The following is a 12,958-nucleotide window of genomic DNA, read 5'->3' as shown; positions in this document are numbered from 1 at the left end:
CAAAGGCACCGGGCGGTCCACCGATCACCACGATGAACGAGGTACGGACTTCATGAACGACCACATCCACTCCGAGGGCTCGCTCGAAGAGCACGACCACGGAGAGCTTGGCGATGCCGAGTACGCGGAGTTCATGGAGCTCGCCGCGGAAGAGGGCTTCGACCTCGAGGACGTCGAGGGGGCGATCGAGGCGGCCGGTCATGGGCCGCTTCCCGTCCTCGCCGTCGTCGGCCGGCCCAATGTCGGCAAGTCGACTCTCGTCAACCGGATCATCGGGCGCCGCGAGGCCGTCGTCGAGGACAAGCCCGGCGTCACCCGGGACCGCGTGACCTACGAGGCCGAGTGGGCGGGCCGCCGCTTCAAGGTCGTCGACACCGGTGGCTGGGAGCAGGACGTCTTCGGCATCGACGCCTCCGTGGCCGCGCAGGCCGAGTTCGCGATCGAGGCCGCCGACGCCGTCGTGTTCGTCGTCGACGCCAAGGTGGGTGCCACCGACACCGACGAAGCCGTCGTACGACTGCTGCGCAAGGCCGGCAAGCCCGTGGTGCTGTGCGCCAACAAGGTCGACGGTCCCAGTGGTGAGGCGGACGCCGCGTATCTGTGGTCGCTGGGACTGGGGGAGCCCCACCCCGTCTCCGCGCTGCACGGCCGTGGCACCGGCGACATGCTGGACGCCGTCCTGGAGGCGCTGCCGGAGGCCCCGCGCGAGTCCTTCGGCGGGGGCGGCATCGGCGGTCCGCGTCGCGTGGCTCTCATCGGCCGCCCGAACGTCGGCAAGTCGTCCCTGCTGAACAAGGTGGCGGGCGAGGAGCGCGTCGTCGTCAACGAACTCGCCGGTACGACCCGTGACCCGGTCGACGAGCTCATCGAACTGGGCGGCGTGACCTGGAAGTTCGTCGACACGGCGGGCATCCGCAAGCGCGTCCACCTCCAGCAGGGCGCCGACTACTACGCCTCGCTGCGCACCGCGGCCGCCGTCGAGAAGGCCGAGGTCGCCGTCGTCCTGATCGACGGCTCCGAGTCCATCTCGGTGCAGGACCAGCGCATCGTCACGATGGCCGTGGAGGCGGGCCGCGCGATGGTCATCGCCTACAACAAGTGGGACACCCTCGACGAGGAGCGCCGCTACTACCTGGAGCGGGAGATCGAGACCGAGTTCGGCCAGGTCGCCTGGGCACCGCGGGTCAATGTCTCCGCGCGCACCGGACGGCACATGGAGAAGCTGGTCCCGGCGATCGAGACGGCGCTCGCCGGCTGGGAGACCCGCGTCCCGACCGGTCGCCTGAACGCCTTCCTCGGTGAGCTGGTCGCCGCCCACCCCCACCCGATCCGCGGCGGCAAGCAGCCCCGCATCCTGTTCGGCACCCAGGCCGGCACCAAGCCCCCGCGGTTCGTGCTCTTCGCCTCCGGCTTCATCGAGGCGGGCTACCGCCGGTTCATCGAGCGCCGGCTGCGCGAGGAGTTCGGCTTCGAGGGCACGCCGATCCATATCTCGGTGCGGGTGCGCGAGAAGCGCGGCAAGAAGAAGTAACGGACATGACGGAAGGGCGGCCCGGTGCGGGCCGCCCTTCCGTGTGTTCAGCCTCTGCGCGCCGGTGGCAGCGCGGCCGGGACGTGGTGCATCCCCGTGCCCTGCGGCCCGATGTGCCCGACGCGCTGCCACTGCGGCTGCTGGCCGTGGCCCTGGCGCGCACTCTGTGCCCCCGCGCTGTAGGCGGTGTACGAGCTGCTGAACGACCCCGGGCGGTGACCCCCGTACGAGCCCGTACTGCGCGGGATGTTCCCGAACGCGATGAACCCCAGCTCCTCCTCACCGCTGCGATCACCCGGCAGCGAGCGGAAGGACTTGACGTACTCGGCGTAGAGCGCGTCGTAGATCGGCGTGGGCGAGGGGCCGCCCTGATGGCGGGGAACGTCGTATGCATGCACGTATGTCCAAACGACCCCGCGGTCGAAGAGATGCGGCTGGCCGTGAAGGATCGCCTGCTCATCGGGGCGTCGGCAACGTCCCGGGGCGCGGGGCGGGCGCGCTCAGGTCCCCGCGAGAGGCAGTGCGGCCCCTACCAACTTCCCGTTCGCCGCGGCCTTGTCCAGTGCCTCCCGCAGCAGGTCCTCCCGGGGCTGGCGCCCGATCGAACCCACCGGTGCCGCGAACATCAGCACCTGCTGGTGCTTGTTTGCCGCGGCGCGCCAGCCGTCGGTCACCAGCAACGGCTGATGCGCCTGCCACCAGGCGACCGGCTGGCCGCCGTTGGTCCCGGGCTGGAGGACCGCGTGCAGTTGCCCCATGGCCAGCAGCACGGACCAGCCGTGCAGCACCGGCGGTACGTCGGCCAGCTCCGTCACCGGCATGAACCCCTGCTCGATGAGCAGCGGCAGGAAGTCGTCCCCGGCGCCGATCGCCCCGGGGCGCACGATGGGTCCGGTCGGTTCGACGACCAGGGCGGGGTGCAGTTCCCCGGCGATCAGCACCAGTCCGCTGGTCACGCCGAGCACGGCCTGCTCCGGCACGATCGACTCCGGCTCCAGATCGACCCGGTCGCCGGTGATGGACTTCACGGCACCCTGCAACTGCTCCTCGGTGACCTGGACGACCTGCGAGGGCAGGCAGGTGGCGTGGGCGAAGGCGAGGACTGCGGTCTCGTCCCCGATGAACAGGACGGTGCTGGTGCGCTCCTGTTCGGAGTCGCCCGGGGTGCGGCAGGACGTGCAGTCGTAACTGCCGGGGGCGTTCTCTCCGGCGAGCAGCCGGTCGGCTTCTTCGTCGCCGATCTCGGCACGTACCTCGTCGCTGACGTCGAGCATGCGCGGCACGGTTGGCTCCCTCGGGGTGCGGTGCGTGGCGGGGCCGGGTGGCTCCCGGCCCGTGAACCGGGCGGGTGCCGGGCTCATGAAGAAGACAACGGACGATCTGTGGCGGGAGTCACGCACTCGGGCGAACGGAATCGAACCATCCACAGCGCACGGTCACCTCGCGTGCGGAATCGCGTACTCATCGTCAACTCCTCGGAAACCCAAGGAAGTTGACTGCGTGGGGTGCGTCACAGATCGTCGGGGGTGGTGGTCGACAAATCCGGAAATCAGCGAATGAAGTGGGTGGCCGGAAATCGCCGATACCGGAGGTAACGGCGAACTGGCCTGGAGTGACAAGGAGTTGGTTGATGCCGACCGTGCGCCCTCCCTAGATTCCTCGGCCGTGTGCAACGAGCACCGCTCGGGTACGTCCGCCGGCCGCAACAAGCCGGCTCGCAGCACCACTCCGGCGGACGGGGGTGAGCGCGACTCACGCGCCCCATGGCGTGGGAGCGGCGCTTCGCCCTGGGGGACCCCGGGTCCTTCGAGAGGGAACTACATGTCCGAATGTGCCGATAACACTCACGGCAACGGTCTCAAGACGCAGCAGGCTCCGAACCGGAGCCGGACTCGTACGACGGCGGTCCTCGCCGGGGCGGCACTGCTCGCCCCGCTCGGGCTGCTGGCCGCCACCGGCAACGCAGTGGCGGCGGACGGCGGAGTGTGGGACCGCATCGCACAGTGCGAGAGCGGCGGCAACTGGCACATCAACACCGGCAACGGCTACTACGGCGGACTGCAGTTCGCCCCCTCCACCTGGCGCGCGTACGGCGGTACGGCCTACGCGCCGACGGCGGACCAGGCGAGCAAGGCCCAGCAGATCGCCGTGGCCACCAAGGTCCAGCGCGCCCAGGGATGGGGTGCGTGGCCGACCTGTTCGGCCCGTGCCGGAGCGTGGGGAGACGCACCCGCGGCGCCCGCCACCGGCTCGGCCCCCTCCGCCGCCACATCCTCCGCCAAGGCGGCCCCGTCGACTCCGTCGCGGACGCCGGAGCGTTCGGCGGGACACCCGAACCGCGGCTCGTCCCGCGGTGACCACACCGTCCGTGAGGGCGACACGCTGAGCGGCATCGCCGCCCGGCACGGAACCACCTGGGAGCGGCTCTACGCCGCCAACAAGTCCGTCATCGGCGGTGATCCCCATCTGATCGTGCCCGGACAGCGCCTCGCACTCTGAGTGCGTCGCCTGCCGCACCGGGCGTGGGGCCCCACTCGGTCCGCCGACCGGGTGGGGCCCCGGCGGTCGTCGGACGCGCCGCCCCGGCCGACCGCAATGAGCTGCCTAGCGTGCTGATATGAAATGCACACGACTCACGATCGCCCTGGCCGCCGCACTGTTCACCGCCGTTCTCCCGGGAACGTCGCACGCGGCGCAGCCAACGCACCCGACGCAGCACGTCCATACGGCGCCACCACCGGCCCCCGGACCGCCGCCCAAACCCGCGGCGTACGGCTGTGCCAAGGACCAGTGGCCCTGGGGCTGTGTCGCCAAGTGCGAGAGCGGCGGCAATTGGAGCATCAACACCGGCAACGGCCACTATGGGGGGCTGCAGTTCTCGCAGTCGACCTGGGAGGGCTTCGGCGGGGGGAAGTACGCCCCGCGCGCGGATCTCGCCACCCGCCAGGAACAGATCGCGATCGCCCGTAAAGTCGTGGCCGTGCAGGGATGGGGCGCCTGGCCGCATTGCTCCAGGCGGTACGGGCTCAAGGGCCGTATGCAGCTGGAGAGGCCCAGCGTCGTGGACCGCCTGACCTCGAAGACGTCGCAGCTCATCCGGAAGGGCTCGACCCGGTTCGGCGCGCTGCACGGCGCTCCCACTCGCCGCTCTCTCCACTGAACACGACCACGCCCCGCCGCAGTTCGTGGACGAGCGCCGCCCTGCCGCGCAGCACGCGCGGCAGGCGCTGCTCGGTGACGATCACGCAGGCGTCGAGTCCGCTCAGCAGTTCGTACGTCCGGGCCGCCACCGTGGGCGACATGCCCTGCGCGGGCTCGTCCACGAGTACCACGCGCGCGCGTGCCAGCAGGGCACGGGCGAGGGCGAGCATGCGCTGCTCGCCGCCGGAGAGGGTGCCGGCCCGGCGTGCGAGGAGGGGCGCGAGCCGGGGGTAGGCGTCGAGGGCGATGTCGTACGACTCGGCCGCGAGTTCGAGGTTCTCGCGCACGGTGAGGGAGCCGAACGTCGCCTGCCGCTCGGGTACCAGGCACAGTCCGCGGCGGGCCCGCTCGTCCGCGGGCATACGGGTCACGTCGGCGCCGTCCCACACCACCGCGCCGCCCGACAGGGGCACGGTGCCGGCCAGGGCGCGCAGCGCGGTCGTACGGCCGGATCCGTTCCGTCCCAGCAGCACGGTGAGGCCGGGGCCGGGGGCGACGAGGGTGACGCCGTGGAGGGCCTCCAGGGGGCCGTAGCGCACGCGCGCGTGGCGCAGGGAGATCGTGGTCATACGGCGGTCTCCTGGGAGCCCGCGAGGTCGAGCACGCGGTCGGGTGGGCCGGAGGCGACGATGCGGCCCGCCGCCATGACGTGCACGGTGTCGGCGAGGTCGGCGACCAGGTCGAGATCGTGCTCGACGACGAGCAGGCCCGTGCCGTCGGCGGCGAGGGCCTTCAGGACCCGGGCCAGTGCGTTGACTTCGGCGGTGTCGAGGCCGGCGGCGGGTTCGTCGAGCAGCAGCACGCGCGGGCTGCCCGCGAGGGCGCGGGCCAGTTCGACGCGGCGCAGTGTGCCGGTGGGGAGGTCCGCGGCGGGCATTGCCCTTACGGGGCCGTCGAGTCCGAGGAGGCCGAGGGCTCGCTCCACGGCCGCGGGGTCTCGGACCCGGCCCTGCTCGGCGCCTACGCGGACGTTTTCGGCGACGGTCAAGGAAGGGAACACGGCCAGTTGCTGGAAGGTGCGGGCGATGCCGAGGCGGGTGCGGGCGTGGGCGGGCAGGCGGGTGATGTCTCGGGTGCCGAGCAGGACTTGGCCGTGGGCGGGGCGGTGGGTGCCGGCCAGGCAGTGGAACAGGGTGCTCTTTCCGGCGCCGTTGGGGCCGATGATCGCGGTGATGTGGCCGGGTGGGACGGTGAGGGTGACGTCGTGGAGGGCGGTGAAGGTGTCGTAGCGGGCCTGGAGGTGGTGGGTGGTGAGGGTGGCGTCGTTGGGTGCGGGTGCGTGGTGGTGCACGCGGCCTTCGGCCGCGTTTGGGGTCCCATCCGCACCACCCGTGCTGCTTTCGTCGTCGGGTGCGGGTGGCCCCTGTGGGGGGTGAGCGCCGTCGGCGGCCGCGGCTCGTCGGGGCTGCGCCGTCAAACCCGCCGAGGTAGGCCCGGACGCAGGTCCTCGCTCCGGTGGCCGCAGTCGCCTCCGTACCTCCGCCCCCAACGCCGTGAGCCTCGCCCTTCGCCGCCGTCTCCCCGCCGCCGTCCGCAACGCCTCGTACGGCCCTCCAGGGAAGCGGCCCACCAGCACCGCCAGCACCCCGATCAGGGCCGCCGCCACCCCGCCCCGGGCGCCGGCGTCGAGGCCCACCAGGAGGGCTGCCGCGGCCAGGGCGCCCAGGGTGCTGTCGGCGCCCAGGACGACCACCGCGGCGAACCAGAGGAGGCCGCGGACCGGGTCGTAGGCGGCCGGGTCGAAGGCGCGTAGGCCCATGCCGAGCAGGCCGCCGCCCAGTGCCGCCAGGGCGGCGCCCGAGACGAAGGCCAGGAGCTTCAAGGAGGGCACCTGGACGCCTGCCGCCGACGCACCCGGCTCGTGGTCCCGCATCGCCGCCAGGGCCCGGCCCGTGCGGCCCCGGCGCAGCAGCCGGGTCGCCAGCAGGGCGGCCGCCAGGAGGGCCAGTTCCAGGACGTAGTAGGCGCGGTCGCCCTCGAAGCCGGCCGGGCGGCCCAGGGAGAGGCCCGAGATCGCGTACGGCTGGGTGAAGACGAAGCGGCTCACGCCGACGCCCACCGCGAACGTCGCCAGGGCGAGGGCCAGGCCCCGGCGGCTGATCGCCGGCCAGCCCGTGAGGAGACCCAGCGGAGCCACCAGGACGACCGCCAGCGCCAGTGCCGCGAGTTCCGGCAGGCGCGGCAGGCCTGGGAAGCGGCCCGCCGCCAGCAGGGCCGTGAACAGGGCGCCGAGGCCCGCGTAGGCCGCCTGTCCGAGGGAGATCTGGCCGCCCCGGCCCGTGACCACGACCAGGGACAGCAGCACCACGGCCAGCGCCGGGACCTGGACCGACGTGTGCAGGTCCGAGCCCGCGAAGCCCAGGGGGAGCAGGAAGAGAACCGTCGCCACGATCCAGGCGCCCGGCGGGGTCGGCACGCGCGCGGTGGCCGTGCGGGGCAGGGCGTCGCGGGTGCCGACGCGAGGGAGGGCCAGGGCCGCGATCAGCAGGGCCACGACGAAGAGGTTCGTGCTGACGGCCTGCAGGAGGGGCGCGCCCCAGCCGGAGGGGTGCAGGCGCGTCAGCTGGCTCTGGGCCACGCCGATGCCCAGCGCCGCGATCACCGCGACCGGCAGGCTGCGCATCCGCGCGGCCACCGCGACCGCGACCACCTCCATGACCAGCAGCGGCATGCCGTACGGGTCCAGACGGACGTACGGCGCCAGCAGCACGCCCGTCAGGCCCGCCGTGAACGAGCCGAACGCCCAGCCCGCCGCCGCCACCCGGTCGGCGTCGATGCCCCCGAGGACGGCCAGTTGCCGGTCGTCGACGACGGCACGGACCTCCCGCCCGAAGCGGGTCCAGCGGACGACAGCCCCGACCCCGGCCGCCAGCAGCAGCGCCACCGCCAGCTGACCCCACGGATCCGCCGACACCAGCTCCGGCGCGTCGTCCCGCGCCCCCTGGCCCCACAGCAGCGCCGCCCCGCCCACCAGCAGCACGAACACGCCGATGGACGCGACCAGGGTCTGCGCCGGGTCGCTGCCCAGGACCGCGAGCGGCCGGAAGACGAACCGTTCCAGCACCATCCCGATACCGGGCGCGACCACCAGCAGCGTCACCGTCGCGCCCGCCCACAGGGGCCAGCCCCACTCCACCACGCACTGCCGCAGCACATAAGCGCACACCATCGCGATCGCCCCGTGCGCGAAGTTCAGCACCCCGGTCGCGCGGTACGTCACGACCAGACCGATCCCGGTGAGCGCGGCGGCGCTGCCGACCGACAGGCCGGCCAGGGTGAGGTCGTACGTCAGGGAGGACATCAGTCATCCGCTTCAGTCATCCGCTTCGGCAGGCTCACAGATCGGGCACGGGCCAAGTTCGCCGCTCCTCACCAGCTTCGCATCGACCGGCACCGCCTCCGCCTTCCCGGCGACCAGCGGGCAGTCCGCGCGGTGCCAGAGGGTGCCGCCGGGCACCATCAGCAGGTCCGCGCTGACCGCGAGCGGCGCCGCGGCCGCCTGCCCGGCCTCCTCGGCGTCGGCGGACTCGGCGGCCACCAGAAGGCCGTAGAGCTCCTCCACGCGCGCGGCGGCGAGCGCGCCCCGGCCGTGGGTCAGCAGCACCGCCCCGGCGATGATCAGCGCGGCGCCGGGAATCGTGCAGGACGCGAGATACGGCAGCTGCCGCTCGGCGAACCGCTCGCCGGAGATGCCGTACCAGCCGATGACGCACAGCACCGCGCCCGCCGCGAGCGCGGCCCAGCCGGCCCACAGGACGGGGTGCACGGTCCGCAGTCGGGCTGTCCGCATCGCCGGCTCCCACACGTCGGGTTCGGGGCACGCACAGCGGGTTTCTGCGCTGTGCCTGTCCATGTCAGCCAATGGCTTGCACTATGCCCCCTGCAAGCTGACCCTGAAAGCACCGGGCGCACACGGCCCGGATCGACACCCGGTGGTGAGCCAGATGGTTCTCGGGAGCGACCTCAGGCGGAGCAATGTCCCCAAGGGGCGTCGCCCACGGGCGGCGGGACGGGGGACCGCGGTGGCGGCCGCCCTGCTCCTGTTCCTCGCCCCGGCCCTCGCGGCCTGCAGCGACGACGAGGGAGGTGGCGGCAACGCGACGCCGCCGACACCGACCGTCGAGCGGACCGAGCCGACCGAGCAGTCGCCGGCCGCGACGGCGCCCGCCGACGTGGGGGCCGCCGAGACGGAGATCAAGCAGAACTGGCAGAAGTTCTTCGACCCGGAGACGTCCCTGGAGGACAAGCAGACCGTCCTGGAGAACGGCGAACGGATGGCGCCGGTCCTGCAGGCGTTCAGCGGTGACGAGCGCGGCGGACAGGTCCAGGCGAAGGTCTCCAAGGTCGAGTTCACCTCGCCGACCGAGGCGAACGTGACGTACGACCTCACCCTGAAGGGCGCGACCGCCCTGCCGAACGCCTCCGGGACCGCGGTCGAACAGGACGGCACCTGGAAGGTGTCCGCCAAGACGCTGTGCGCGCTGGTCCAGTTGAGCGGCAATGGGTCGCCGATCCCGGGGTGCTGAGGCGGCGATCGCCGTGATGGTGCTGACTCTGAGTACGGCGTGCGGCAGCCGGCTGCCGGAGAGCGACTTCGAGCACCGCGACCGGAGCACGCCCTCGGCGACCGCGGCGGACCGCACCCCGATCCGCGTCGGCATCATCACCAGCGCCACCAGCCCCGTCGGCGGCAGCGCCTTCACCGGCCCGCGCGACGGCGCCAAGGCCTTCTTCGACCGCCTCAACGCGCGCGGGGGCATCGACGGGCGCCGGGTCGAGGTGCGCGAGTGCGACGACGGCGGCAGCGGCGTCGGCAACAACGAGTGCGTGCACGAGCTGATCGACGAGGAGAAGGTCGTCGCTCTGGTCGCCACCACCGCCCTGGACTACGCGGGCGCCTCCCGCGTCTCACGCGCGCGCGTGCCCGACATCGGCGGCCAGCCCATCGGGGCCGCCTACGACACCCATCCGCACCTGTACGGCATCTACGGCAGCCTCGCGCCCCGGAACGGCACCACCGGCTGGGACGGCAAGCAGTACGGCGGCACGGAGGTCTACCGCTACTTCAAGCGCGAGCACGGCGCCCGTACGGCCGCCGTCGTCTCCTACAACCAGCCCGCGTCCGCCGCCTACGCCCGACTCGTCGAGCGGGGGCTGAAGGCCGAGGGCTACAAGGTGGTCACCGAGCAGGTCGACTTCGCGCTGCCCAACTTCCGGGCGGTCGCCGCCGATCTGAAGGAGCAGGGTGCCGACCTCGTCTTCGACGCCATCGACAGCCACGGCAACGCCCGGCTGTGCGAGGCGATGGACGACGTGGGCGCCGACGTCACCGCCAAGGTCACGAACGTCCAGAACTGGACCTCCACCGTGGCCGAGGAGTACAAGGACTCCCCGCGCTGCCGCAACGCCCTGTGGGCGACCGGATCGTCCCGCAACTTCGAGGACACGGACCAGGACGCCGTACGGGAGTTCCGGGACGGCACCGTGGGCCTGCAGGCGCACTCGCAGTGGCAGTTGGAGGGCTGGGCCGCGGCGATGTGGTTCACGGACGCGGCGAAGTCGTGTGCCGGACAGGGCGTCACGCGCGCGTGTGTCGACGACTTCATGAACCGCAGCCAGGGGTACACCGCCGACGGCCTGCTGATCCCGGTCAGGTTCGAGCGGCTGGCCGAGCCGCCGAAGAGCCGTCGGACCTGTCTGTCCGTGGCCCGCTGGGAGGACGGCAGGGGCTGGGTCTCCCAAGGGGACATGAACAGCATGTGCTTCGAGGTCCCGCAACTGTCGTACCAGCCGTGACGGGCAACCAAAAGGCCGCATCGTCGGTCCAACCGACAGAGCACAGAGCCGAAGGAGGAAGCGCAGCGTATGACGCCCGTGTCGCAGGCAGTACCCCTGCGTGCCGACTGCATCGCGGATTCGGCCGGCGGGCTGACCTTCGACGTCACCTCGGCCGGGGTCACCGAGGCGGCCCACCTGGTGCTGCGGCACCGCGAGGGCCACGAGGAGGTCACCCTGCCCCTGGCCCCGGCCACGACGGGCCGCCTGCGCGCCGCCCTGCCGAGCAGTGTCGCCCTGCCGGAGGGGCACTGGGACGCGTACGCCTGTGTGACGGAGGGGGAGCCGCATCGCTTGGCTCCGGGTGCCATGAAGGTGCACTCCCTCGCTTCCCGAGTCCCCTACGAGACGCGACAAGGCAACCTGAGCGTCGAATGCCGGGTGCCGGCCACGCCTTTAGCTAGGGGGCTTGCTCGCTCTCAGGCTCGGGCTGCGGAGCCTCCAGGGCATGTGCCGGGTGGTGCAGATCGAACGCCGGGGACTCGGAGCGGATCCGCGGCAGCGCGGTGAAGTTGTGCCGCGGGGGCGGGCAGGAGGTCGCCCACTCCAGGGAGCGGCCGTAGCCCCAGGGGTCGTCGACCTCGACCTTCCTGCCGTACTTGGCGGTCTTCCAGACGTTGTAGAGGAACGGCAGCGTCGACATACCGAGCAGGAACGCGCCGATCGTCGAGACCGTGTTCAGCGCCGTGAAGCCGTCGGCGGCGAGATAGTCGGCGTAACGGCGGGGCATGCCCTCCGCGCCCAGCCAGTGCTGCACCAGGAACGTCGTGTGGAAGCCGACGAACAGCGTCCAGAAGTGGATCTTGCCCAGTCGCTCGTCGAGCATCTTCCCGGTGAACTTGGGCCACCAGAAGTGGAACCCGGCGAAGATCGCGAAGACGACGGTGCCGAAGACGACGTAGTGGAAGTGGGCGACGACGAAGTACGAGTCGGAGACGTGGAAGTCCATCGGCGGCGACGCCAGGATCACCCCGGTCAGTCCGCCGAACAGGAACGTCACCAGGAAGCCCAACGCCCACAGCATCGGGGTCTCGAAGGACAGCGAGCCCTTGATCATGGTGCCGGTCCAGTTGAAGAACTTCACGCCCGTCGGCACCGCGATCAGGAAGCTCATGAAGGAGAAGAACGGCAGCAGCACCGCGCCCGTGACGAACATGTGGTGCGCCCACACCACGATCGACAGACCGGTGATCGCCATCGTCGCCGCGACCAGCGTCAGATAGCCGAACAGCGGCTTGCGCGAGAAGACCGGGATGATCTCGCTGATGATGCCGAAGAATGGCAGCGCGATGATGTACACCTCGGGATGGCCGAAGAACCAGAACAGGTGCTGCCACAGCAGCGCCCCGCCGTTGCCCGCCTCGAACACCACCGAGCCGAACCGGCGGTCCGCCTCCAGCACCAGCAGCGCCGCCGCCAGCACCGGGAACGCCATCAGGATCAGGATCGACGTGAACAGCGTGTTCCACACGAAGATCGGCATCCGGAACATCGTCATGCCGGGGGCGCGCATCCCGATGATCGTGGTGATGAAGTTGACCGCGCCGAGGATCGTGCCGAAGCCCGCCAGCGCGAGGCCCATGATCCACAGGTCGGCGCCGATGCCGGGCGAGCGCTCCAGGCTGTTGAGCGGCGCGTAGGCGAACCAGCCGAAGGAGGCCGGCCCGCTCGGCACGATCAGCGAGCCCATCACGATCAGGCCGCCGAACAGGAACAGCCAGTACGAGAACATGTTCAGCCGGGGGAAGGCCACGTCCGGGGCGCCGATCTGCAGCGGCATCAGCTCGTTGGCGAAGCCCGCGAAGGTCGGGGTCGCGAACAGCAGCAGCATGATCGTGCCGTGCATGGTGAACAGCTGGTTGAACTGCTCGTTGCTCAGCAACTGCGTCCCGGGCCGGGCCAGCTCGGCCCGCATCAGCAGGGCCATGACGCCGCCGGCCAGGAAGAACCCGAACGACGTGATCAGGTAGAGATGGCCGATCTTCTTGTGGTCGGTGGTGGTCAACCAGTCGACGATCACCCGTCCGGGCTCTCTGGTCCGCTCGGGCAGTGCCGTCGCCCGTACGGTCTGCGTCCCCATCGCTCGCCCCTTCGCTCGTAGCGCCCCGGGCCCGCTGAAAGCCCGCGCCGCACGCGCCGACGCGAGCTCACGCCATGATGCTCGCGCCGACAGCGCTCCGACAGGGGGCGTACGGAGATCCTGTGGTGGAACCATGTACTTTCTGTGCGATACCGCCTCCCGGGGCCCGCGCGGAATCGGGGGAATAGGAGTCCGCCAGGGCCTCCGGGGACAGCTCCCCGGGAACTTTTCCGGCGGGCTATTGGCCGGGGCGGTGCGACACGCGGAAATTACGATCGAATGCCTGTGGAAGTGCCTGCGGAAGGCCTATG

At 71.5% G+C, this 12,958-nt stretch carries 11 protein-coding genes; 5 read left to right on the top strand and 6 right to left on the bottom strand.

Annotation, left to right across the window (positions count from 1 at the left end):
* Positions 1–52 precede the first annotated feature (52 nt).
* On the top strand, positions 53–1,531 hold the full coding sequence (gene der, locus ACIREI_RS17780; RefSeq protein WP_403333615.1) for a ribosome biogenesis GTPase Der: 1,479 nt from the start codon (positions 53–55) through the stop codon (positions 1,529–1,531).
* Positions 1,532–1,578: 47 nt separating this feature from the next.
* Here the strand turns inward: der and ACIREI_RS17775 are convergent, their stop codons facing one another.
* Together ACIREI_RS17775 and ACIREI_RS17770 are read right to left on the bottom strand one after the other, a co-directional pair.
* A complete protein-coding gene (locus ACIREI_RS17775; protein ID WP_403333613.1) occupies positions 1,579–1,929 on the bottom strand; it encodes a hypothetical protein in 351 nt (116 codons plus the stop codon).
* Between the two features lie 102 nt (positions 1,930–2,031).
* Positions 2,032–2,814, bottom strand: coding sequence for a hypothetical protein (locus ACIREI_RS17770; RefSeq protein WP_403333612.1), 783 nt, complete (start codon positions 2,812–2,814; stop codon positions 2,032–2,034).
* A 538-nt stretch (positions 2,815–3,352) separates the two neighbouring features.
* Here ACIREI_RS17770 and ACIREI_RS17765 point away from each other — a divergent pair.
* Positions 3,353–4,030, top strand: a complete 678-nt coding sequence (locus ACIREI_RS17765; protein ID WP_403333610.1) for a transglycosylase family protein — start codon at positions 3,353–3,355, stop codon at positions 4,028–4,030.
* 118 nt (positions 4,031–4,148) lie between these two features.
* Positions 4,149–4,691 (top strand): transglycosylase family protein, encoded by a 543-nt coding sequence (locus ACIREI_RS17760; protein WP_403333608.1) that lies wholly within the window; start codon positions 4,149–4,151, stop codon positions 4,689–4,691.
* Here the strand turns inward: ACIREI_RS17760 and ACIREI_RS17755 are convergent.
* The 3 genes from ACIREI_RS17755 to ACIREI_RS17745 are packed head-to-tail and all read right to left on the bottom strand — an operon-like array spanning position 4,624 to position 8,522.
* Positions 4,624–5,301 (bottom strand): ATP-binding cassette domain-containing protein, encoded by a 678-nt coding sequence (locus tag ACIREI_RS17755; RefSeq protein ID WP_403333606.1) that lies wholly within the window; start codon positions 5,299–5,301, stop codon positions 4,624–4,626. The genes ACIREI_RS17760 and ACIREI_RS17755 overlap by 68 nt on opposite strands.
* Positions 5,298–8,033, bottom strand: coding sequence for an ATP-binding cassette domain-containing protein (locus ACIREI_RS17750; protein ID WP_403333604.1), 2,736 nt, complete (start codon positions 8,031–8,033; stop codon positions 5,298–5,300). The genes ACIREI_RS17755 and ACIREI_RS17750 overlap by 4 nt, the downstream gene beginning before the upstream one ends.
* A gap of 12 nt (positions 8,034–8,045) precedes the next feature.
* Positions 8,046–8,522: a hypothetical protein gene (locus ACIREI_RS17745; protein WP_403333602.1), complete on the bottom strand. Its 477-nt coding sequence runs from the start codon at positions 8,520–8,522 to the stop codon at positions 8,046–8,048.
* Between the two features lie 154 nt (positions 8,523–8,676).
* Between ACIREI_RS17745 and ACIREI_RS17740 the strand changes: the two genes are divergently transcribed.
* Together ACIREI_RS17740 and ACIREI_RS17735 are read left to right on the top strand one after the other, a co-directional pair.
* A complete protein-coding gene (locus ACIREI_RS17740; protein WP_403333600.1) occupies positions 8,677–9,258 on the top strand; it encodes a hypothetical protein in 582 nt (193 codons plus the stop codon).
* Complete coding sequence (locus ACIREI_RS17735) at positions 9,233–10,528, top strand: ABC transporter substrate-binding protein (protein WP_403333598.1); 1,296 nt, start codon at positions 9,233–9,235, stop codon at positions 10,526–10,528. Before ACIREI_RS17740 ends, ACIREI_RS17735 begins: the two co-directional genes overlap by 26 nt.
* Before the next feature lie 439 nt (positions 10,529–10,967).
* Here the strand turns inward: ACIREI_RS17735 and ctaD are convergent, their stop codons facing one another.
* Positions 10,968–12,647, bottom strand: a complete 1,680-nt coding sequence (ctaD, locus tag ACIREI_RS17730; RefSeq protein ID WP_403333596.1) for a cytochrome c oxidase subunit I — start codon at positions 12,645–12,647, stop codon at positions 10,968–10,970.
* Between the last annotated feature and the right edge of the window lie 311 nt (positions 12,648–12,958).

The organism is Streptomyces sp. NPDC093591, from assembly GCF_044764885.1.
Classification (GTDB): Bacteria; Actinomycetota; Actinomycetes; order Streptomycetales; family Streptomycetaceae; genus Streptomyces.
The sequence above is the reverse complement of the archived record's forward strand: the minus strand, read 5'-3'. Positions and strand labels throughout refer to the sequence as shown.

Coding starts and splice junctions, on each gene's coding strand:
- ACIREI_RS17735 (WP_403333598.1), top strand. CDS start 9,233: ATGGGTCGCCGATCCCGGGGTGCTGAGGCGGCGATCGCCGTGATGGTG.
- der (WP_403333615.1), top strand. CDS start 53: ATGAACGACCACATCCACTCCGAGGGCTCGCTCGAAGAGCACGACCAC.
- ACIREI_RS17750 (WP_403333604.1), bottom strand. CDS start 8,033: ATGTCCTCCCTGACGTACGACCTCACCCTGGCCGGCCTGTCGGTCGGC.
- ACIREI_RS17760 (WP_403333608.1), top strand. CDS start 4,149: ATGAAATGCACACGACTCACGATCGCCCTGGCCGCCGCACTGTTCACC.
- ACIREI_RS17740 (WP_403333600.1), top strand. CDS start 8,677: ATGGTTCTCGGGAGCGACCTCAGGCGGAGCAATGTCCCCAAGGGGCGT.
- ACIREI_RS17745 (WP_403333602.1), bottom strand. CDS start 8,522: ATGCGGACAGCCCGACTGCGGACCGTGCACCCCGTCCTGTGGGCCGGC.
- ctaD (WP_403333596.1), bottom strand. CDS start 12,647: ATGGGGACGCAGACCGTACGGGCGACGGCACTGCCCGAGCGGACCAGA.
- ACIREI_RS17755 (WP_403333606.1), bottom strand. CDS start 5,301: ATGACCACGATCTCCCTGCGCCACGCGCGCGTGCGCTACGGCCCCCTG.
- ACIREI_RS17765 (WP_403333610.1), top strand. CDS start 3,353: ATGTCCGAATGTGCCGATAACACTCACGGCAACGGTCTCAAGACGCAG.